At 39.8% G+C, this 20827-nt stretch carries 19 protein-coding genes and 2 pseudogenes; 16 read left to right on the plus strand and 5 right to left on the minus strand.

Annotated features, from left to right (window positions below):
• The first annotated feature begins 2 nt into the window (after positions 1–2).
• On the plus strand, positions 3–893 hold the full coding sequence (ygfZ, locus tag ACERCF_RS06135; protein ID WP_373611155.1) for a CAF17-like 4Fe-4S cluster assembly/insertion protein YgfZ: 891 nt from the start codon (positions 3–5) through the stop codon (positions 891–893).
• Positions 894–923: 30 nt separating this feature from the next.
• Here ygfZ and ACERCF_RS06140 read toward each other — a convergent pair whose 3' ends face one another.
• Complete coding sequence (locus ACERCF_RS06140; protein ID WP_334255928.1) at positions 924–1184, minus strand: YfhL family 4Fe-4S dicluster ferredoxin; 261 nt, start codon at positions 1182–1184, stop codon at positions 924–926.
• A 231-nt stretch (positions 1185–1415) separates the two neighbouring features.
• Here ACERCF_RS06140 and rbsD point away from each other — a divergent pair, with 231 nt between their 5' ends.
• From rbsD to ACERCF_RS06170, 6 genes are all read left to right on the plus strand, one after another.
• Positions 1416–1835, plus strand: a complete 420-nt coding sequence (gene rbsD, locus ACERCF_RS06145) for a D-ribose pyranase (RefSeq protein WP_373624991.1) — start codon at positions 1416–1418, stop codon at positions 1833–1835.
• A 9-nt stretch (positions 1836–1844) separates the two neighbouring features.
• On the plus strand, positions 1845–3341 hold the full coding sequence (gene rbsA / locus ACERCF_RS06150) for a ribose ABC transporter ATP-binding protein RbsA (RefSeq protein WP_373611153.1): 1497 nt from the start codon (positions 1845–1847) through the stop codon (positions 3339–3341).
• Between the two features lie 9 nt (positions 3342–3350).
• Entirely contained in the window at positions 3351–4319 is a 969-nt protein-coding gene (gene rbsC, locus ACERCF_RS06155; RefSeq protein ID WP_373611152.1) for a ribose ABC transporter permease, read from the plus strand.
• Positions 4320–4341: 22 nt separating this feature from the next.
• Positions 4342–5220, plus strand: a complete 879-nt coding sequence (gene rbsB, locus ACERCF_RS06160; RefSeq protein WP_373611151.1) for a ribose ABC transporter substrate-binding protein RbsB — start codon at positions 4342–4344, stop codon at positions 5218–5220.
• A gap of 93 nt (positions 5221–5313) precedes the next feature.
• Positions 5314–6231 (plus strand): ribokinase, encoded by a 918-nt coding sequence (gene rbsK / locus ACERCF_RS06165; protein ID WP_373624992.1) that lies wholly within the window; start codon positions 5314–5316, stop codon positions 6229–6231.
• Positions 6232–6262: 31 nt separating this feature from the next.
• A complete protein-coding gene (locus tag ACERCF_RS06170; protein ID WP_373624993.1) occupies positions 6263–7273 on the plus strand; it encodes a substrate-binding domain-containing protein in 1011 nt (336 codons plus the stop codon).
• Between the two features lie 42 nt (positions 7274–7315).
• Here the strand turns inward: ACERCF_RS06170 and ACERCF_RS06175 are convergent, their stop codons facing one another.
• Positions 7316–7945 (minus strand): response regulator, encoded by a 630-nt coding sequence (locus ACERCF_RS06175; protein ID WP_373611148.1) that lies wholly within the window; start codon positions 7943–7945, stop codon positions 7316–7318.
• A 195-nt stretch (positions 7946–8140) separates the two neighbouring features.
• On the opposite strand from ACERCF_RS06175, the gene rlmKL reads away from it, so the two are divergent.
• A complete protein-coding gene (gene rlmKL / locus ACERCF_RS06180) occupies positions 8141–10282 on the plus strand; it encodes a bifunctional 23S rRNA (guanine(2069)-N(7))-methyltransferase RlmK/23S rRNA (guanine(2445)-N(2))-methyltransferase RlmL (RefSeq protein ID WP_373624994.1) in 2142 nt (713 codons plus the stop codon).
• 189 nt (positions 10283–10471) lie between these two features.
• On the plus strand, positions 10472–10951 hold the full coding sequence (gene trmL / locus ACERCF_RS06185) for a tRNA (uridine(34)/cytosine(34)/5-carboxymethylaminomethyluridine(34)-2'-O)-methyltransferase TrmL (protein ID WP_373624995.1): 480 nt from the start codon (positions 10472–10474) through the stop codon (positions 10949–10951).
• Here the strand turns inward: trmL and ACERCF_RS06190 are convergent.
• Both ACERCF_RS06190 and ACERCF_RS06195 read right to left on the minus strand, forming a co-directional pair.
• Positions 10868–11554: a hypothetical protein gene (locus ACERCF_RS06190; protein WP_373624996.1), complete on the minus strand. Its 687-nt coding sequence runs from the start codon at positions 11552–11554 to the stop codon at positions 10868–10870. The genes trmL and ACERCF_RS06190 overlap by 84 nt on opposite strands.
• Positions 11555–11559: 5 nt before the next feature.
• Positions 11560–11871: a BRO-N domain-containing protein gene (locus ACERCF_RS06195; protein ID WP_373624997.1), complete on the minus strand. Its 312-nt coding sequence runs from the start codon at positions 11869–11871 to the stop codon at positions 11560–11562.
• 240 nt (positions 11872–12111) lie between these two features.
• On the opposite strand from ACERCF_RS06195, the gene nagB reads away from it, so the two are divergent.
• From nagB to ACERCF_RS06230, 7 genes and pseudogenes are all read left to right on the plus strand, one after another.
• Complete coding sequence (nagB, locus tag ACERCF_RS06200; RefSeq protein ID WP_373624998.1) at positions 12112–12906, plus strand: glucosamine-6-phosphate deaminase; 795 nt, start codon at positions 12112–12114, stop codon at positions 12904–12906.
• 88 nt (positions 12907–12994) lie between these two features.
• Positions 12995–14137 (plus strand): N-acetylglucosamine-6-phosphate deacetylase, encoded by a 1143-nt coding sequence (gene nagA, locus ACERCF_RS06205; RefSeq protein WP_373611141.1) that lies wholly within the window; start codon positions 12995–12997, stop codon positions 14135–14137.
• A 123-nt stretch (positions 14138–14260) separates the two neighbouring features.
• A complete protein-coding gene (locus ACERCF_RS06210) occupies positions 14261–15025 on the plus strand; it encodes an ABC transporter ATP-binding protein (protein WP_373624999.1) in 765 nt (254 codons plus the stop codon).
• Positions 15025–15905 (plus strand): annotated as a pseudogene (locus ACERCF_RS06215) (iron-siderophore ABC transporter substrate-binding protein). Before ACERCF_RS06210 ends, ACERCF_RS06215 begins: the two are co-directional and overlap by 1 nt.
• Positions 15899–17712, plus strand: a pseudogene (gene fhuB / locus ACERCF_RS06220) (Fe(3+)-hydroxamate ABC transporter permease FhuB); the annotation flags it as partial. The pseudogenes ACERCF_RS06215 and fhuB, both read left to right, overlap by 7 nt.
• A 58-nt stretch (positions 17713–17770) precedes the next feature.
• A complete protein-coding gene (locus ACERCF_RS06225; protein ID WP_373625975.1) occupies positions 17771–19138 on the plus strand; it encodes a TonB-dependent siderophore receptor in 1368 nt (455 codons plus the stop codon).
• A gap of 65 nt (positions 19139–19203) precedes the next feature.
• Complete coding sequence (locus ACERCF_RS06230; RefSeq protein WP_373611140.1) at positions 19204–19518, plus strand: DUF2322 family protein; 315 nt, start codon at positions 19204–19206, stop codon at positions 19516–19518.
• Between the two features lie 57 nt (positions 19519–19575).
• On the opposite strand, the gene tal is transcribed toward ACERCF_RS06230, so the two are convergent.
• On the minus strand, positions 19576–20523 hold the full coding sequence (tal, locus tag ACERCF_RS06235) for a transaldolase (RefSeq protein ID WP_373625000.1): 948 nt from the start codon (positions 20521–20523) through the stop codon (positions 19576–19578).
• Positions 20524–20827 lie beyond the last annotated feature (304 nt).

The raw sequence follows: 20827 nt of genomic DNA on the forward strand, positions 1-20827 counted from the left end.
TTATGGCAATGAATTTCAAGCAAGTGAGCCAGGGCTACCCAAATCTCTGCGTGCCGCTTTCTCAGTATCGTTTAATTGAAATCGCAGGGGTAGATGCTGAGAAATATCTGCAAGGGCAATTAACCTGCGATGTGGCAAAAATTTCGGTGGGCGAACATACGCTAACCAGCCATTGTGATCCGAAAGGCAAAATGAGTGCGTTACTGCGTTTGTATCGTGCAGAAAATGAGAAATTTATGGCGGTCATTCACCGCAGTTTATTGCCTGAAGCCTTGACCCAACTTAAAAAATATGCGGTGTTTTCAAAAGTGACCTTCACGGAATTAGACAACCCACTTTATGGTATGGCAGGTGAAGCAGCATTTGCAAAATTAAGCGAAAATTCGACCGCTTTACGTTTAACTACAGGGCAGTCTCGAGCGATTGTCTGGGGCGAAGTGCTTGAAACAACAGCTGATGAGAACCTTTGGACGTTAATGGACATTCAAGACGGCGTTCCTGTCTTATTGAAAGCCAACCAATTTGAGCTGATTCCACAGGCTGCAAATTTACAGCTACTGGAAAATGCGATTTCTTTCACTAAAGGTTGCTACATCGGACAAGAAACCGTAGCCCGAGCTAAATATCGTGGGGCAAATAAACGAGCGTTATTTACCCTTGCTGGCAAATTTGAAGGCGAAGTTGCTCTACCAGAACCAAGTTCCGCAGTAGAAATGCAACTGGGCGAAAACTGGAAAAGCACAGGCACAGTATTAGCCAGCTCAACGCATGACAACACGCTATGGGTGCAAGTTGTGCTAAACAAAGATGTAGAACTTGATGCTCAATTTAGAGTAAACGGCGTGAGTTTACAGATTGCAAAACTGCCGTATAGTTTGGAAGAAAGCGAGTAAAAGAAACGGTCATAGTAATATGACCGTTTTTTATATCTTATCAGGGTGATGGATCATCACAAAGCGTTCCCAAAGTTGCTCTTCGGTTTCAATATGATCAGGGTCGGTAATAATGCAGTTAGTAATCGGACAAACTTTTTGGCAGGTTGGCTTGTCGTAATGCCCAACACACTCTGTACATAATACAGGGTCGATCACATAGATATCATCGCCCACCGAAATCGCATCATTCGGGCATTCGGGTAAGCACATATCGCAGTTAGTACATTTGTGAGTAATTAATAAAGCCATAAGTTTGTGTTGAGAAAATAAAATTAAACAAGCGGTTAGATTTGCAAAAAAATTTACAAAACCGACCGCTTGTAACTAGATTTTGCCTATTATAAAGCAAAATAATTTGAACTACTTCACATTTTTGCAATTTGGTTGTTTATCGTTAGCAGAAAATTTTTTATGATCTCATCGAAACGTTTCGATGGAGTGTTTTCCAAATATAATGAAGCGAGATAAAGGGAAATTGAGATGAAAAAAACAACAAATCTTAATGCAAAACTTTCACACAACATTGCCACACTTGGTCATACAGATAGTTTGACGATTTGTGATGCAGGATTGCCTATTCCAAATGAAGTGGAGAGAATAGATTTAGCTTTAACCGCAGGTGTACCGAGTTTTTTACAGACATTTGATGTGGTAGTTAGTGAATTATTTGTTGAGCGAGTGCTGATTGCAGAAGAAATTAAGCAAAAAAATCCGCAGATTTTAGCGGATTTGTTAGAGCGTTTAGCTCAACTTGAGCAATTTCAACAGAATAAAATTCAAGTAGATTATGTAAATCACGAAATTTTCAAAGAGCAAACACACTATAGCAAAGCGGTTGTGCGTACAGGCGAATGCTCACCTTATGCCAACATTATTTTATATTCAGGTGTACCGTTTTAAGGTGGAATGATGGAAACCTTATTAAAAATGAATGGGATTGATAAATCTTTCCCGGGCGTTAAAGCTCTCAGTAATGCTTGCTTATCTGTGTATGCAGGGCGAGTAATGGCATTAATGGGTGAGAATGGTGCAGGTAAATCGACTTTAATGAAAGTATTGACGGGCATTTACAGTAAAGATGCAGGCTCAATCACTTATTTAGGTCAAGAAGTTACTTTTAAAGGCCCGAAACATTCTCAAGAAGCAGGCATTAGCATTATTCACCAAGAGCTTAACTTAGTCGGTAACTTAACCATTGCGGAAAACATTTTTCTTGGACGTGAATTTAGAACCGCTTGGGGATCGATTGATTGGAAAAAAATGTACGCAGAGGCAGATAAATTGCTTGCTAGACTTGGTGTGAAACATAGCAGTCATCAGCTCTGTTCTGAATTATCGATTGGCGAACAGCAAATGGTAGAAATTGCTAAAGCACTCAGTTTTGAGTCTAAAGTGATTATTATGGACGAGCCAACTGATGCCTTAACGGATACCGAAACCGAAGCCTTATTTAAGGTAATTCACGAGCTGAAAGCGGAAAATCGAGGCATTGTGTATATTTCACACCGCCTAAAAGAGATTTTCCAAATTTGCGACGATGTTACTGTGCTTCGTGATGGTCAATTTATTGGCGAGCAAGTGATTGCGGATATTGATGAAGATAAATTGATTGAAATGATGGTTGGTCGCCGCTTAGAAGAGCAATACCCTCATTTGCAGCAAGAGCGTGGTGAACTTCTTCTTGATGTAAAAAATGTAAGTGGAAGCGGTGTAAATGATGTATCGTTCCAGTTACACAAAGGCGAGATTGTAGGCATTTCTGGCTTAATGGGAGCAGGGCGTACTGAGTTAATGAAAGTGCTTTATGGTGCGTTACCGAAAACGGCTGGCACGATTGAGCTAAAAGGAAAAGCAATTTCCAATAAATGCCCGCAAGATGGATTGGATAACGGCATTGTGTATATTTCAGAAGATCGTAAAGGCGATGGGCTGATTTTAGGAATGTCGGTAAAAGAGAATATGTCTTTGACCTCTCTCGATCATTTCTCAAAAGGTGGGTCAATCAGACACGATGCAGAAAGACTGGCGGTCGATGATTTTATTGAGATGTTTAACATCAAAACCCCGAATCGGGAGCAACAAATCGGGCTGCTTTCCGGTGGTAATCAGCAAAAAGTGGCAATCGCCAAAGGGTTGATGACCCGCCCGAATGTGTTGATTTTAGACGAGCCGACTCGTGGTGTTGATGTTGGGGCGAAAAAAGAGATTTACCAATTAATCAATGAGTTTAAAAAAGATGGATTAAGTATTTTGATGGTTTCGTCTGATATGCCGGAAGTGCTTGGAATGAGTGATCGCATATTAGTAATGCACGAAGGCAGAATTAGTGCAGAATTTTCTCGTGAAGAAGCGACTCAAGAAAAATTACTGGCAGCAGCTATCGGTAAAAATACAGTATTAAATTAAGGTGTTCTTATGACAACTCAAGCAAATAAATTTCAACTAGGCAGATTTTTAATAGAGCAACGCTCTTTTGTTGCCTTATTTATTTTGATCATTATTGTTTCAATGATTAACCCTGATTTTTTCAGCGTGGATAATATTTTAAATATTCTACGCCAAACTTCGGTGAATGCGATTATTGCAGTGGGAATGACGTTTGTCATCTTAATTGCAGGGATTGATTTATCAGTAGGTTCGGTTTTGGCATTAACAGGTGCAGTGGCAGCCTCATTAGTGGGGTCGGAAATGCCGATTTTCCTTGTCATTCCATTAGTTTTATTACTAGGAACAGCCTTTGGCGGTATGAGTGGCGTGATTGTGGCAAAAGGCAAAGTGCAAGCCTTTATTGCTACCTTAGTGACAATGACGTTATTACGTGGTTTAACAATGGTTTATACTGACGGACGACCAATCAGCACCGGTTTTTCTGACCAAGCAGACGCGTTTTCTTTCATTGGCACAGGGTATTTATTTGGCATTCCTTTTCCTATTTGGATTATGGCAGTTGTATTTACTGTGGCTTGGTATATTTTAAAACACACACCGATAGGTCGCTATATTTACGCTTTAGGCGGTAATGAATCTGCAACCCGCCTTTCAGGCATTAATGTAAATAAAATCAAGATTTTCGTATTTGCTGTAAGTGGTTTCTTATCTGCACTAGCAGGCTTAATTATCACTTCGCGTCTTTCTTCTGCACAGCCAACAGCAGGTGTTTCTTATGAGCTTGATGCAATCGCCGCAGTAGTGGTAGGTGGTACGAGCTTAATGGGCGGTAAAGGACGTGTAATGGGTACATTAGTTGGGGCATTAATCATTGGTTTCTTAAACAACGCCCTTAACTTATTGGATATTTCTTCATATTATCAGATGATTGCTAAAGCGTTAGTGATTTTAGCAGCAGTATTAGCTGATAATTATTTAGGCACTAAAAAAGTATAATCATCTTCAAAGGAGATTTTCTATGAAAAAATTAACAACTCTCGCTTCAGCTATTATGTTGAGTTTCTCTGTAGCGGCAACTGCTTCAGCGAAAGAGACAATCGCATTAGCGGTATCAACTTTAGATAATCCATTTTTCGTGAGCCTTAAAGATGGGGCTCAAAAGAAAGCGGATGAATTAGGCTACACATTAGTGGTGCTAGATTCTCAAAATGACCCAGCAAAAGAGCTTTCTAACGTGGAAGATTTAACCGTGCGTGGGGCTAAAGTGTTATTGATTAACCCAACAGATTCAGAAGCGGTTGGAAATGCAGTGAGAATTGCAAATCGTAATAACATCCCTGTAATTACATTAGATCGTGGTGCAGCCAAAGGAGAAGTAGTCAGCCACATCGCATCAGATAACGTAGCTGGTGGTAAAATGGCGGGTGATTTCATCGCACAAAAATTGGGTGCAGGCGCAAAAGTTATCCAATTAGAAGGAATTGCGGGTACATCAGCTGCACGTGAGCGTGGAGAGGGCTTTAAACAAGCGATTGATGCGCATAAATTCAATGTATTAGCATCTCAACCCGCTGATTTTGATCGTACAAAAGGCTTGAATGTAACGGAAAATTTATTATCAAGCAAAGGCGATGTACAAGCGATTTTCGCACAAAATGATGAAATGGCATTAGGTGCATTGCGTGCAGTGGGGGCAGTGAAGAAAGAGGTATTAATCGTTGGTTTTGATGGCACTGATGACGGCGTAAAAGCGGTTGAAAGTGGCAAATTAGGTGCAACTATCGCACAACAACCAGAATTAATCGGTTCATTAGGTGTGGAAACTGCGGATAAAGTCATTAAAGGCGAAAAAGTAGAAGCAAAAATCCCCGTAGATTTAAAAGTAATTTCAAAATAATTATAGCGTAGGGACAGGTCCTGTGCCTGTCCGTAGTAGTTATATTGTTTGGGAGGGAACAAGACCCTCCCCTACATATATCAAGGATATAATATGAAAAACCTAACCGTTCTCGGCAGCATTAACGCTGATCACGTTATTTCCGTTCCCTATTTTGCTAAACCGGGCGAAACCTTAACAGGGCATAGCTACCACATTGCTTATGGTGGAAAAGGTGCAAATCAAGCCGTTGCAGCGGCTCGACTTGGGGCGAAGGTTTCTTTTATTGGCTGTATTGGCGATGATGACATCGGCAAAGCAATGAAAACCGCTTTTGAGAAAGATGGTATTAACACTCAACCGATCAAATCTGTAGCAAATGAAATGACAGGCATTGCAATGATCCAAGTGGCAGAATCTGGCGAAAATAGCATTGTGATTTCAGCCGGAGCAAATGGACATTTAGATGAAGCTGTTGTGGCGGAATTTCAATCGGAAATTGCTCAAGCAGATTGCTTATTAATGCAGCTAGAAACCCCTTTACCAGCGATTATTCAAGCAGCAAAAATAGCCAAAGAAAATAATACACAAGTTGTGTTGAACCCTGCACCAGCTAGAGAATTACCTGATAAATTATTAAGTCTGTTAGATATGATTACCCCAAATGAAACTGAGGCGGAAATTTTAACGGGCGTGAAAGTCGTGGATGAAGAAAGTGCAAAACAAGCCGCTCAAGCCTTCCATCAAAAAGGCATTGAAAAAGTGCTAATTACACTCGGCTCAAAAGGCGTTTTTGTGAGCGAAAGTGAGCAAGGGGAAATTGTGGCAGGTTTTCGTGTAAATGCCGTTGATACCACCGCAGCAGGCGATACTTTTAATGGTGCATTAGTCACTGCAATGTTGGAAGATAAACCGCTTAATGAGGCAATTCGTTTTGCACACGCAGCAGCCGCAATTAGCGTCACCCGAAAAGGGGCTCAGCCATCAATTCCTACTCGTCAAGAAACCTTAGATTTTTTGAGTAAGCAGTAACAAGCGGTCGTCTTTTAGGGAAATTTTGCAAATGGCAACAATGAAAGATATTGCACGGCTTGCACAGGTTTCAACTTCGACCGTTTCTCACGTTATCAATAATAGTCGATTTGTAAGTGAGGAAATTCGGCAAAAAGTGCAGAGGGTAGTCAAAGAGCTCAATTATACGCCCTCTGCCTTGGCTCGCAGCCTGAAAGTGAATGAAACTAAAACCATCGGTATGCTAGTTACCGCAACGAGCAACCCATTCTTCGCGGAAGTGATGGCAGGTGTTGAGCGTTATTGCCAGCAAAATCACTATAATCTGATTATTGCTACCACCAATGGCGATGCGGAACGTTTACAACACCATTTGCAAACGTTCATTCAACGTAAAGTGGATGGTTTGCTCTTAATGTGTGGCGATGCAAGGTTAAATGTTGATGAAAGCCTCAATATTCCACTGCCAACAGTGGTTTTAGATTGGTGGTTTACTGAATTAAATGCGGATAAAATCTTTGAAAATTCAACATCTGGTGGTTATCTTGCCACAAAAACCTTAATTGATGTAGGGCATTCTAAAATTGCGATTATTACAGGAAGCCTAAAAAAATCATTGGCAAAAAATCGTTTAGAGGGCTACAAAAAAGCTCTAGCGGAAGCGAATATTCCGCTTAATCCAAATTGGATTATTGAAAGCCATTTTGATTTTGCAGGTGGTGTGGAAGGAATGAATAAGTTGCTTGCTCAGCCCGAAAAACCAACGGCAGTTTTTGCCTGTAGTGATACCATCGCTCTGGGTGCTTACCAGGCCATTTGGCAGCACGGTTTAAGTGTGCCGACAGATATTTCAATTATTGGCTATGATGATATTGAACTTGCAAAATATCTCTCACCACCGCTGTCTACCATCAGCCAGCCTAAAGCGGAATTAGGGCAACTTGCGGTTGAAACCTTGTTAAAGCGGATACGCTCTCAAACAACGGATTTCCAAACCATAATGCTAGAGCCAGAATTGGTGTTACGGAATTCTATTCAAACAATAAACAAAAATGCTGAATAATGTTAAGTTATTCAGCATTTCTTATCTCTTCTGTATTTTAGATTAGCCTTTCTGCTGCTCCAAATAGAGAACGGTTGCTGCCACACGGGAGTGGACATTGAGCTTACGCAGTAAGTTGCGGATATGTACTTTTACCGTTTCTTCTGAAATAAAGAGCTGGGCGGCAATTTGTTTGTTTGACATACCGGTTGCGATCCATTGTAAAACATCAAGCTCACGATCGGTTAAGCAGCTTAGCGGATCATTTTCTGGTTGGCGGTTTAGCAAGTGCTGACGAACGGTTTCGTTTAACACCACTTCGCCTGCGGCAGCTTTACGGATATTGTCTAACAGCTCTGGCGTATCGGTATCTTTTAATAAATAGCCATCAACACCTGCGTCCATTAAAGCAAACACATCGGATTGCTCATCAGAAACCGTTAGTATGATAATGCGAGCATCTACTCCTTGAGAACGTAATGAACGTAACGTATCAAGCCCTGAAATGCCTTTCATATTTAAATCTAAAATAATCACATCAGGCTCAAGTTGTAAGGCTAGTTTTATGCCGTCTGTGCCGTTGCTAGCTTCGCCCACAACGGAAAATTGATCGTCAAGTTCCAATAGCTGACGCATACCTTGACGCATTAAGGGGTGGTCATCAATTAATAAAATCGTGGTTGGAGTTGTCATTTCTTTCTCCTGTCTTTCTTCATAATCGGCTAATTCTGCAATTATTGATTCAAAATAGCAAGTTTATAGATTGAATAAATCTCCCTTTTTTGATCTTGGCTAAGTTTCAAGTAATTAAGAAATTGCAAAACTTTGCAAGAAAAAGACCGCTTGTTCGGCTATAATGAGGCGATATTTTTATTTGAGTAACAAAGAATGACAAATCAAACAACTTATTTTGCTACCGCCGCACGAGGTTTTGAAGAAATGCTCAAAACCGAGCTTGAGCAAATTTGCCAAGCAGAATGCAAAGTTGCACAGGGTGGGGTACATTTTACAACCACCCAAAAGGGCGTATATCAAGCATTATTGCATAGCCGTTTAGCCTCTCGGATTTTACTACCGTTAATCACAACTAAAATTTTTAGTGATAGTGATTTATATGCCTCCATTGTTTCATTTAATTGGGCGGAACTGTTCGATCCTCGCGATACTTTTTTTGTGGATTTTAACGGCACGAACCGAGAGATCCGCAACACCCAATTTGGGGCGATGCGAGTGAAAGACGGTATTGTTGATTATTTTGAGCGTAAAGGATCTGCACGCCCAACGGTGGATAAAGATAACCCTGATGTGCGTATTCACGTCTATTTAGATCGTGAAAATGTGGTGGTTTCGCTTGATTTAAGTGGCGATGCCTTACATATTCGAGGCTATCGTGAGGAAACAGGCAAAGCCCCATTGCGTGAAACTTTAGCGGCTGCCATTGTGCTGCGTTCAGGTTGGCAAAAAGGCACGCCATTGGTTGATCCGATGTGTGGTTCAGGCACGCTATTGATTGAGGCTGCTCAAATGGCGGCAAATATTGCCCCACAACTTCACCGTAAACATTGGGGATTTAATGCTTGGAAAGGACATAATTTGGCATTATGGTGTGAAGTGTTGGAGGAAGCTCATAATGTAAAGGCGAATTGTAATTCGCCCCTACAAAAAACATTTTTTGGCTTCGATCTTGACCACCGAGTCCTTGCTAAAGCGAAACAAAACGCTAAAAACGCAGGGGTAGATCATCTCATTCAATGGCAACAAGGCGATGTTGCAGCATTGAAAAATCCAGTTCCAGACCAAATTGGCACGGTCATTTGTAACCCACCTTACGGTGAGCGTTTAGGCACAACGCCTGCATTAATTGCGCTTTATTCGGTATTTGGACAGCGTTTAAAACAGCAATTTGCAGGCTGGAATGCCTCAATTTTTAGTGGCGCACCTGAGTTGCTAAATTGCTTACGCTTACGTTCTGCTCGTCAATTTAAGGCGAAAAATGGTCCGCTCGATTGTGTACAGAAAAATTATTCTATCAGCGAGCATAACAAGCGGTCAGATTTTGACGAAAATTTACAATTTGAGCAAAATGCTCAAGTTGCTCCTGATTTTGCTAATCGCTTAGCGAAAAACATCAAAAAGATCGAAAAATGGGCGAAACAGCAAGGCGTTGATGCCTACCGTTTATATGATGCGGATCTGCCTGAGTATAATTTAGCGGTGGACAGATACGGCGATCACATCGTGGTACAAGAGTATCAAGCTCCGAAAAATATTGACGAGCAAAAAGCTCGCCAACGCTTGCTTGATGCCGTTTCAGCAACTCTTTATGTAACAGGGGTAGAAACGAATAAATTGGTGCTGAAAGTTCGCCAAAAACAGAAAGGCACGAACCAATATGAAAAATTAGCCAATAAAGGCGACTATTTCTATGTGAACGAATATGGGGCGAAGCTCTGGGTGAACTTAACCGATTATTTGGATACGGGCTTGTTCCTCGACCACCGTTTAACTCGTAAAATGGTAGGCGAAATGGCGAAGGGGAAAACCTTCCTTAATCTGTTTGCCTATACGGGATCAGCAACGGTTCACGCCGCATTAAATGGGGCGAAATCAACGACGACGGTGGATATGTCTAACACCTATTTGAATTGGGCAGAGCAGAATTTAGAGTTGAATAATTTATCTCTCCGCCATCATCGTTTATTCCAAGCGGATTGCTTGCAGTGGCTGGCAGAATGTCGTGAGCGATTTGAGCTGATTTTTGTTGATCCGCCGACTTTCTCCAACTCAAAGCGAATGGAAAACAGTTGGGACGTGCAACGAGACCATATTGAGTTAATGAAACAGCTTAAACGTATTTTAACTGCTGATGGTACTATTGTGTTCTCGAATAATAAGCGTGGCTTTAAAATGGACTTTGACGGCTTGGCAGCATTAGGTTTAACAGCGGAAAATATTTCGCATAAAACTTTACCGCTGGATTTTGAACGCAATCCACAAATTCATAATTGTTGGATTGTGAGGAATGTATAGATATAGATAATACCCTCGCCCCTTGTGGGAGAGGGATAGATTTTTCTTCGTTCAGAAGAAAAATTAGGGAGAGGGGAAGCAAGTGGTTCTTTTTCTTAAAAGTTTTGTAATGCCCCTCTCTCTGAAAAATATTTCTGAACGAAATATTTTTCGGTTTCTCTCCCACAAGAGGAGAGAGTAGGGATAAAAATGTTAGATATTGTTTTATATGAACCAGAAATCCCACAAAACAGCGGCAATATTATCCGTCTCTGTGCCAACTGTGGTTTTCGTTTACATATGATTGAGCCGTTTGGTTTTGGCTGGGACGATAAAAAACTTCGTCGTTCTGGGTTGGATTATCACGAATTTGTAAATATTCAAAAATATAAAAACTTTGAGGATTTTTTAGAACGAGCTAAACCAAAACGCCTGTTTGCTTTAACTACTCGTGGCGAACAAAACCACAGCGATGTGAAATATGAATTAGGCGATTTCTTAATGTTCGGGCCAGAAAGCAGAGGTATTCCGAAGCCGTTATTGGCGGAAATGCCGATGTCGCAAAAAATCCGCATTCCAATGTGTAAAGACAGCCGCAGTATGAATTTATCCAACTCGGTGGCGGTGGTCGTGTATGAGGCGTGGCGACAATTCGGCTACCAGAATTCGGTGGCAGCACAGTCGATTTAAGGGCGACAAGCGGTCTATTTTTTGTAAATTTTTGCAAATATTCAGGGAAAGGTTGGTGTATATCCAACCTTTGTTGATAAAAGAAAACCTATCAGTATTTAGCTTTCTTCTTCGTTTGTAGATAGTGGCAAAAAAATTCTCTCCTGTAATAACAGATTTCCCTGTTTTATTTTCTAATTCCTGACGAGCATTTTTGGCTATATTTCCACCTTGTTTTCCTGCTTGAGCATTTTCATCAACGCCAACGGCTTGCATACTTTCTGCAATTTGGCGACTAGAAAGTTCGGCAAGAGCGGTAAATAGCAATTCGGCTTCTGTCATATGATCTCGCAAGTTTTGGTTTTGTAAACCTTTAAGCGATTTATGCTTTTGAACAGATAACCCGCTCCATTCTTGATGAATTACATTTGTTAAAAAGGCAAAATCTTGTGGTTGTTCCACCCCTGATGATTTCCAATAATCGGTCAGTTTATTGCGGGTTTCTTGTCCCATCATTCGCTGTTGAATCCACTTTTCACTTTGTCCCATTTTCTGCCAATTTTCTCTGGCTCGATCAAGGCTTTGGCTAGGATCATTGATTTCCTGTAAGCGTTCGTAACCCACTTTTGCTAACCATTGCTTAAATGGTTCTGCCTTGGGCTCGGAATTGATTGAATAAGACGAAAGAGTTGCTCGGTATCAGCCACATCAGTTAAACGCATTTTTCCGTCAGCAGAGGGCATTTTCAACTGTCCGATTTCTTCGGACAGTTCGCTACCTTCACTCTTTAATTTCACTTTAAGATCACTCCAGTATTTACGAGGACGTCCGTTTTCTGTCAATACTTCAATCACATCAATAATTGAGAAATACCATTTGTCTTTCTCTTCATCGTAGTGGCTGCGTACCGATTTCTGTTCAAAAAGTTTAATTTCTTGCATAATAAAAATACTGTATATAAAAACAAGTAAAAGTATAGCATTTGTGAGATTTACATCAAGCAGGAAAAGTTATTTTTTCGATCTCGATCCCAAAAATAATTTTTGAGGATTGACTTTTTTAATCTATAAATATTCTGTGATCCAGATCACAAAAACAGCATAAAAAATAGAATTTGAAGTTATATTTCATTAAAATAGTAAAAAATGAAGTAATTTGTTCAAGAATTTTAAGGAGATGTTATGCGTTTAATTCCATTAGAAACAGACCATGATGTGAGTGTTTGGGCAGCTCGTTATATTGTCGATCGTATCAATGCGTTCAAACCAACCAAAGAAAACCCTTTCGTGCTGGGTTTGCCAACGGGGGGAACGCCTGAAAAAACCTATAAAGAACTGATTAAACTTTACCAAGCAGGCGAAGTGAGCTTTAAGAATGTGGTTACGTTTAATATGGACGAATATGTTGGTTTGCCGAAAGAGCACCCTGAAAGTTACCACAGCTTTATGTTCAAACATTTATTTGACCACGTTGATATTCCGCCTGAAAACATTAATATTCTGAACGGTATGGCGGAAGATGTGAATGCAGAATGCGAACGTTATGAAGAAAAAATCCGTTCTTATGGTAAGATTCATCTGTTTATGGGTGGTGTTGGAGTGGACGGTCATATTGCGTTTAATGAGCCGGCTTCATCACTTTCTTCGCGCACTCGCATTAAAACTTTAACCGAAGATACCCGTATCGCAAATTCTCGCTTTTTTGATAATGATGTAAGCCAAGTGCCAAAATTTGCTTTAACAGTGGGCGTTGGTACATTATTAGATGCAGAAGAAGTGATGATTTTAGTTACAGGTCATCACAAAGCCTTAGCCTTACAGGCTTGTGTGGAAGGGGCGGTAAATCACTTTTGGACTATTAGTTGCCTACAATTACACCGTCGTGGTATTGTGGTATGTGATGAACCAGCCACTCAAGAGCTTAAAGTTAAAACAGTTAAGTATTTCAAAGAATTAGAGAAAAACGTAGCTCGTTAATTATTGGTAGGGGCGTACGTCGTACACCCTATTTTAATTAATAATGGGCGTATGACATACGCCCCTACATTCCTAAAAGGAACAGAATATGAACCATTATGCCTTAACAAATTGCGTCATTTACACAGGCGAACAAGTATTGTATCAGCACGCATTAGTGGTAAAAGACGATAAAATTGAAACGATTATCCTTGAAGCTGATTTACCACAAGATTTACAAAAAATTGATTTAGGTGGGGCGAATTTGTCTGCCGGCTTTATTGATTTACAGCTTAATGGTTGTGGCGGTGTTACGTTTAATGAAGAGATTAACATTCGTACTCTTGAAATTATGCAAGAAACGAACTTGCGTTCAGGTACAACCAGCTATTTACCGACTTTCATTACCTCGCCTGATGAGGGAATGAAGCAAGCGGTTGCTGTAATGCGTGAATATTTAGCCAAATATAAAAACCAAGCGTTAGGCTTGCACTTTGAAGGGCCTTATTTAAGTGTGGAGAAAAAAGGTGTTCACCGCCCTGAGTTTATCCGTGAAATTAGCCCTGAAATGCTTGAGTTCCTTTGTGCGAATGGCGATGTCATTACTAAAATTACTATTGCGGCAGAAAATCCAACCGCAGATCATATTAAACGCTTTAATGATGCAGGCATTATTGTCTCTATTGGGCATTCTAACGCCACTTATGCGAAAACCAAAGAGCGTATTGCGGAAGGGGCAGCCTTTGCTACACACTTGCACAATGCTATGTCGCCAGTCAGTAACGGGCGTGAAGGCGGCGTTGTGGGGGCTGTGTTAGATAGCGATATTTATGCGAGTATTATCTGCGATGGCTTGCACGTTGAGTGGGGCAATATCCGCATTGCGAAAAAAGCGAAAGGCGATAAATTGTTGATCGTGAGTGATGCGGTAGCCGCTGCGGGCAGTGATATTGAGTCTTTTATTTTTGTCGGCAAAAAAGTAACCGTAAAGGATGGTAAATGTTTCGATGAGTTTGGGGCACTAGGTGGTGCGGCGATTACGATGATTGAATCTATCCGTAACGTGGTTCAGCATTGTGATATCAGCCTCAATGAAGCAATCCGAATGAGTACACTGTATCCTGCAAGAGCGATTGGCGTGGAAGATACACTTGGCTCATTGGAAGTGGGTAAAATTGCGAATTTAGCAGTCTTCGATAACCAATTTAATGTCAAGGCTACAGCAGTAAATGGACAATTTCATTGGAATTAAGATTTTATTGATAAAGGCTACACTTTATGTAGCCTTTTTGTTATGGCACTTCATAAAAAGGGTTTAAATGCTAATCGTTCTTAAATAGAATAGATCAATTTATTTATCATTTAATGAAAAAACGTGTTTAGCGTTGAAAATGTAACCTTTGATATCCCCAATAGGCGTTTACTTCACCCAATCTCGTTGCAATTTGAGCAAGGTAAAGTCTATGGTTTAATTGGGCATAATGGCTCGGGCAAATCTACCTTAATCAAATTACTGGCAAAGCAAAACGCTTATTCGTCGGGCAAAATTACGTTTAATCAAAAAGAACTAAATGAATGGTCTAGCCGTGAATTTGCCAAACACGTCGCTTATTTACCTCAACATTTACCGCAAGCCACTAACTTAACGGCTCGTGAGCTGATTGCAATGGGGCGTTATGCGTGGAATGGTTTATTTGGTCGAAATAAGCAACAAGATAATGCTGCTATTGAGCGAGCATTAGCCTTAACGCATACCGAAAAATTTTCAGATCAGCTAGTTGATGTTTTATCGGGCGGAGAACGCTCTCGCATTTGGCTGGCTATGCTGCTTGCCCAACAAAGTCAATTCCTCTTGCTTGATGAACCGCTTGCAGCCCTTGATATTGCTCACCAAATTGAAGTAATGCAGTTGGTACAGAAACTTGCTCACGAACTCAATTTAGGTATTATTATTGTGATTCACGATATCAATTTAGCCTCAGGTTATTGTGATCATCTTATCGCTTTACATAGTGGAAGATTATTGGCAGAAGGTAATTCGCACCAGATTGTTAGTGCCTCTTCACTGAAATCTATTTATGGCATTGATCTTAATGTGATCGAGCACCCTAAAACTAAACGCCCAGTGAGTTTTTATTGATGTCTAATCTGATGAAATTATTACAAGCGGTCGTTTTTTCTCTCTTTTTTTACTAATACTATTTTTGCAATCGAACCGCAAAAAGGATTTGCTACGTTGGATTGGACGGTTGCCGAAACATTAATTGCATTAGGCGAAAAGCCCGTTGCAGTAGGCGATGTGGAAAGTTATCAAAAGTGGGTAAAAGAGCCTGTTTTGCCTGAAAATGTGAAAGATCTCGGTATTCGATTGCAGCCTAATATTGAACAGTTATTACTGCTTTCGCAAAACTCTAAAGCTCAGCAGCTGCATTTTATTAATACAAGCCACACCATTGTTGGAACGCTTTGCTCAGCAAGTGGATATTGTAGATTTCTATCGTGAGGGCGGAGCGTGGCAAAATATTCTGATTGCATCGGAAAAAGTAGCAGAATTGGTTGGAAAGACAGAAGCCTTTCACACACTCAAACAAGGCTATTGGCAAAAAATTGAGAAAATTCGACCGCTTGTAAAGCCATATCTTAACCGACCTGTTGCATTAGTACAGTTTATTGACACTCGTCATTTGAGAATTTATGCGAAAAATAGCTCTTTTGGTACGGTACTTTCACAACTCGGTTTTGAAAATAGTTGGCAAGGCTCGTACAACAATTGGGGTTTTGAAGTAATTAATGTAACGCAATTAGCCAGTTTGCCACAAAATAGCCGATTTGTGATAGTTAAACCCTATCCTGCAAATATTGCATCAGCATTGAAATATAACAGTCTTTGGCAACGTTTGGAAATGGCAAAAACACCCTTGATTTTGCCTGAAGTCTGGACTTTTGGTGGGATCCCATCGGCACAGCGTTTTGCTGAAATGTTAGCAGAAGCCTTAGTAAATGGAGGCGAAGTATGGTGACAAAACCTATTTTACGGCTAGGTTTATTACTAGCGGTCATTTTTTGTGGATTATTTACCATTTTAATTAAAGCTCAATTGCCGAATGAAATACATTTTGATGCATTGTTTCAAGCTACAGAAAATTTAGATCTACTTTTAGTGCAAAACTACACTCTCCCACGTGTGCTGATGGCGTTACTGGCTGTCGGTATTTTAGGATTTGCCAGCTTGTTATTACAGCAAGTTTTAGCTAATCCTCTCGCTTCGGATTATTCACTCGGTATCAGTAGTGGCTCACAATTCGCTTTATTTCTTACAGCGATTTTTGCTCCGCAATGGTTAGAAAATGGCTCAAGTGTGATTGCTCTCTTTGGTGCAGTATTAAGTTTGGTATTGGTATTAAGTCTTGAATGAGAAAAACAATGTCGGCATTATTACTGATTTTAGCGGGGTTAGTCGTTAATCTTTACTTTGGCTCATTCTCAGCAATGATGATGCTATTTTACCTGGAAGAGGCAAGAGGATTATCGCAATGGGGAGCTGGTTCTCTTATTCAAGAAAGTTGGCGAGACAGCTTTTGGCTAATAGCCCAAACCGTACCCGCTTTTTTACTTGTTGTGGTGCTAATTCGCCCTTTAACAATTTTATCTCTAAATGACAATAATGCTCAAAGTTTAGGAGTATCAGTTGGGAAATTGGGGCTAGTTGGCGTATTGGTGTCAGCATTGTTAATTGCAGTGGTGGTCTCGGCAGTTGGAATGCTCGGATTTATTGGGCTAGCGGCAGCAACAATGGTTCGACAGTTTGGTATCAGAACCTTGAAAGGGCAGTTGATTTCTGCCTTTGTTTTGGGAGCGTTATTGCTTTGTGTTACCGATTTATGTTTGCAACTTTTGGCTCATTTTAAAGGAATTAACTTACCAACAGGGGCAGTAACTGCTTTACTCGGCACACCATTAATGTTTAAAGCATTGCCTCACGCAGGGCGAGTGCAAGAAACACATTTGCAAAATAATCGAAAAATATCACCGCTTATAATTGCCTTGATTGTATTTGGCTTTATGGTAGCAGTGTTGCTTGCTTTATTTATGGGTAATGGTAATAGTGGTTTATCGATTATTGAAATGGAAACGCAATGGAGAAAAGTGTTACTGGAAATTCGATATCCGAGAGTGTTGATTGCGTTATCAGTTGGTATTTTATTAGCCATAGCAGGGTTTATTTTACAACGATTAACACTCAATCCAATGGCAAGCCCTGAATTACTTGGGGTATCTTCAGGTACATCAATGGGGATTCTGGTAGTGCTGTTTCTGTTTTCTGTCCAACAAATAGAATATTTTTGGCTCGCTGGTATTTTAGGGGCATTAGCAGTGTTACTGACCGGGATTTCCCTTTCGGCCTTTTTTGATACTTTACAACGTATTGCTATTGCCACTGGCGACCCAAGAGCCAATCAACTCATTGCGTGGACATCAGGTTCGACCCAAAGTGTGAATGCAGAACTTGCCTTACCTTTTGCTATCGCGAGTGTTATTTTATTATTGACTAGTTTGATATTTAGTCGTTGGTTAGACATATTATCTTTACAAGCTCCAGTGGCTCAATCAATAGGGCTGAACCTTAAACAGGTTCGTTGGGTGTTGATTTTATTTAGTGCATTATTAACTGCTTTAGCCACATTGATTATTGGGCCACTTAGTTTTATCGGTTTACTTGTACCACAAATCGCACGATTTTTAGGGATAACAAAGGCTTATCAGCAATTGCCAATGTCAGCTCTATTAGGTGGATTAATTATGGTATTAGCAGATTGGTTTGGTAAATTATATTACAAAAAGAGCGAGTAAAGAGAAAGTTGGTACAGGTGAATTCAAGCTAAATATGGGAAATCATACTCAATATGGTTTTGCTGTCGATTACACAGGAGCAATGAATTCTGACCAATCTGCTCGTTACCGTGTTGTCACCAGCTATGGTGCTCGTGATGGAGATTGGGATTTAACCAAAAATGAAGTGCTGTATGTTGCCCCAAGTTTTGAATGGGATATTAGTGAACGTACTCGTTTAAGTATTTTAACCAGTTACCATCGCGGTTCTTATGCCTATCCAAGTGCTTATGATGCAAATTGGACAGCAATTTCACCAAGTTTAGCAGGATATTCGTTAAATCGTGGTGTAGTATTTAATGATGGTAAAGCCTTCATCAATGCAGTAGATAATCGTCTAGCTTGGGATTATAAAAATGATTGGTTAAAAAATACCGTTGTAGTTGGTACAGATTATCGTCATAGCAAAGTTGATACTCTTTATACTTTATTTGGGAGTACCTCAGCAACGAATGTTATTAATGCTACAAGTGGTTATGGTCAGGCTCAAAATGTAAGAAATGCACCTCAAACTCAAATTAAAGCTCGCCAATTAGGATTTTATTTACAAAATAATGCCCGTATTGCGGATAAATATGTGCTAGGTTTAGGTGTCCGGCACGACCGAGCAAAACAAGATGAATACACTAGCACGCAAACCGTAAAAGATAATCATACATCGTATGCAGCTTCTTTTATGTATGAAGGAGCTTATGGGCTAAATCCATATTTTAGCTATAGCGAATCGTTTAATTTACCAATGGGATTGAGTGGTACTCAAACTCTTTATGATCCAAATATTACTCGTCAATATAAAGTGGGATTAAAATATGTTCCTACTTGGTTAGATGCGACAATTACGATTGCGGGTTTTCGTGCGAAAGATAAAGGGGCGTTAGTGGCTTCTTCAACAGGTATGGGTTCTATTATTAGTAGTGTAGAGCCTGTGCGTAGGAAAGGAGTAGAGGTTCAGATAGATACTAATATTACTGATAACTGGAATACCGTCTTAGCTTATACTTACTTGAAATCATATACTGAAACGACAGCAGGCAATGTGCGTAATGCATTAATACCAACATCAACCTTAGCAGCAAAAACGACTTACAGTTTTAAAGGTGTACTTGATGGCTTAACAATAGGAGCAGGTGTACGTTATCTAGGCCATAGTGTTACAGCCAAAAATTACTCCGTGTATTCACATGCTTGTGTACCATCAGCAACAGTAGTAGATTTAATGGCTCGCTATACCTTTAATAACAACTGGACAGCACAAGTGAATGTTGATAATGTGGAAAACCGCCGTTATATAGCTGCTTGCGATACTTATTGCTATTATGGGCAAGAACGTAAAATTAACGGATCTTTAAGCTACAAATTTTAATCATAATAGCATATAATCAAAAGGCAGATGTCGTATCTGCCTTTATCTTTATCAGGGAGAACCAAATGCAATTTAAAGATTACTTAGCAACTTTTCCAACCATCGATCATCTTTCAGGTTTAGATGTGATTAATAGCGGAGAGGTAATGCAACATATTCCAGCAATTGAAGGCAAACTAGGCTCACTAAAACTCTACTATGCACTTTATGAGAAATTTGATGGGAAATTAGACACAACTGCAGCAAAACAAGGTCTTGAATGGTTTGCAGAGCATACTGAAGATGCAAAGGAAAATGTAGGTAAACACCCAAACATTGATTTATTATTCAAGGTAATTAATAACGACTTATCATTAGTTTTACAACCTATCCATCAATAAGAAGAAAACCCACTTTAAACTAAAATGCTAAAGTGGGTTTTATCATTCATTCAACTGTTATAGTTTTTCAGCAAGCATTGCTTCTAATTTCTCTTGGTCGATAGCAAATTTACGAATACCTTCAGCTAATTTCTCAACTGCCATTGGGTCTTGGTTATGTTCCCAATAGAATTCAGCTTCTGTCATTTTTTCTGGACGAGGTTTGATTTCGCCTTTGTAATCTAACTTGCGAACTAATTTCTCATCGCTTTCTTGTAACTCTTTTAATAAAGAAGGCGAGATGGTTAAGCGATCGCAACCAGCTAATTCAATAATTTCTCCAACATTACGGAAACTTGCACCCATTACGATAGTATCATAGCCGTGCTGTTTATAGTAATTATAGATATTGGTTACTGAAATTACACCCGGATCTTCAGCTGGAGCATACTCTTTGCCTTCATTTGCTTTGTACCAGTCTAAAATACGGCCAACAAACGGAGAAATTAAGTAAACTCCTGCTTCTGCACAAGCACGAGCTTGAGCTTGAGAGAACAATAAGGTTAAGTTACAGTTGATACCTTCTTTCTCTAGTTGTTCTGCTGCTTTAATACCTTGCCAAGTAGACGCGATTTTAATCAAAATGCGATCATTGCTGATGCCAGCATCATTATATAATGCAATTAATTTGCGTGCTTTAGCGATAGTTTTCTCTGTATCATAAGAAAAGCGAGCATCAACTTCAGTAGAAATACGCCCTGGAACAAGTTTTAGAATCTCTAAACCGATATTTACTGCTAACTTATCTTCAGCATCAACTAATTGCTGATCTTTATCGCTACTTTGTGCTTTTGCATAAGCAATAGCATCTTCAATTAATGGAGCATATTGCGGTAATGCTGATGCACTTAAAATTAAAGATGGGTTTGTGGTTGCGTCTTCAGGTTTATAAAGCTTCATCGCTTCAATATCGCCTGTATCGGCAACAACAACGGTTACTTTACGCAATTCATCTAATTGGCTCATATTTATTCCTTATATATGAAGTTAATAACTAATCGAGTTAGTAAATAATAACAGCAAGTACTTCAAAAGAGTAAATAATTTTGTGATATAGATCACATTTTTATAAATTGAATACTGAAATATCAATAAAGTTCTCACAATAAATAAACAAGTTGCCGTAAAAATACGCAAGCGGCCATTTTTTTAAAATTTTTTACAAAAAACACTTGCGTTCATTTCAGATTTCTCTATAATGCACCCCACACAACGACGCGCTGTTGTGAACGGTTAGGTTTTAAGTTCAGTGCGTCGTTCTTTTTTGTTC

Origin of the sequence: Mannheimia kashgarensis (assembly GCF_041807705.1) — a bacterium.
Taxonomy (GTDB): Bacteria; Pseudomonadota; Gammaproteobacteria; order Enterobacterales; family Pasteurellaceae; genus Mannheimia.

Coding starts and splice junctions, on each gene's coding strand:
- ACERCF_RS06230 (WP_373611140.1), top strand. CDS start 19,204: ATGCAATTTAAAGATTACTTAGCAACTTTTCCAACCATCGATCATCTT.
- tal (WP_373625000.1), bottom strand. CDS start 20,523: ATGAGCCAATTAGATGAATTGCGTAAAGTAACCGTTGTTGTTGCCGAT.
- ACERCF_RS06175 (WP_373611148.1), bottom strand. CDS start 7,945: ATGACAACTCCAACCACGATTTTATTAATTGATGACCACCCCTTAATG.
- rbsB (WP_373611151.1), top strand. CDS start 4,342: ATGAAAAAATTAACAACTCTCGCTTCAGCTATTATGTTGAGTTTCTCT.
- nagA (WP_373611141.1), top strand. CDS start 12,995: ATGAACCATTATGCCTTAACAAATTGCGTCATTTACACAGGCGAACAA.
- rbsD (WP_373624991.1), top strand. CDS start 1,416: ATGAAAAAAACAACAAATCTTAATGCAAAACTTTCACACAACATTGCC.
- rbsK (WP_373624992.1), top strand. CDS start 5,314: ATGAAAAACCTAACCGTTCTCGGCAGCATTAACGCTGATCACGTTATT.
- ACERCF_RS06140 (WP_334255928.1), bottom strand. CDS start 1,184: ATGGCTTTATTAATTACTCACAAATGTACTAACTGCGATATGTGCTTA.
- ACERCF_RS06195 (WP_373624997.1), bottom strand. CDS start 11,871: ATGCAAGAAATTAAACTTTTTGAACAGAAATCGGTACGCAGCCACTAC.
- ygfZ (WP_373611155.1), top strand. CDS start 3: ATGGCAATGAATTTCAAGCAAGTGAGCCAGGGCTACCCAAATCTCTGC.
- rlmKL (WP_373624994.1), top strand. CDS start 8,141: ATGACAAATCAAACAACTTATTTTGCTACCGCCGCACGAGGTTTTGAA.
- rbsA (WP_373611153.1), top strand. CDS start 1,845: ATGGAAACCTTATTAAAAATGAATGGGATTGATAAATCTTTCCCGGGC.
- rbsC (WP_373611152.1), top strand. CDS start 3,351: ATGACAACTCAAGCAAATAAATTTCAACTAGGCAGATTTTTAATAGAG.
- nagB (WP_373624998.1), top strand. CDS start 12,112: ATGCGTTTAATTCCATTAGAAACAGACCATGATGTGAGTGTTTGGGCA.
- trmL (WP_373624995.1), top strand. CDS start 10,472: ATGTTAGATATTGTTTTATATGAACCAGAAATCCCACAAAACAGCGGC.
- ACERCF_RS06170 (WP_373624993.1), top strand. CDS start 6,263: ATGGCAACAATGAAAGATATTGCACGGCTTGCACAGGTTTCAACTTCG.
- ACERCF_RS06225 (WP_373625975.1), top strand. CDS start 17,771: ATGGGAAATCATACTCAATATGGTTTTGCTGTCGATTACACAGGAGCA.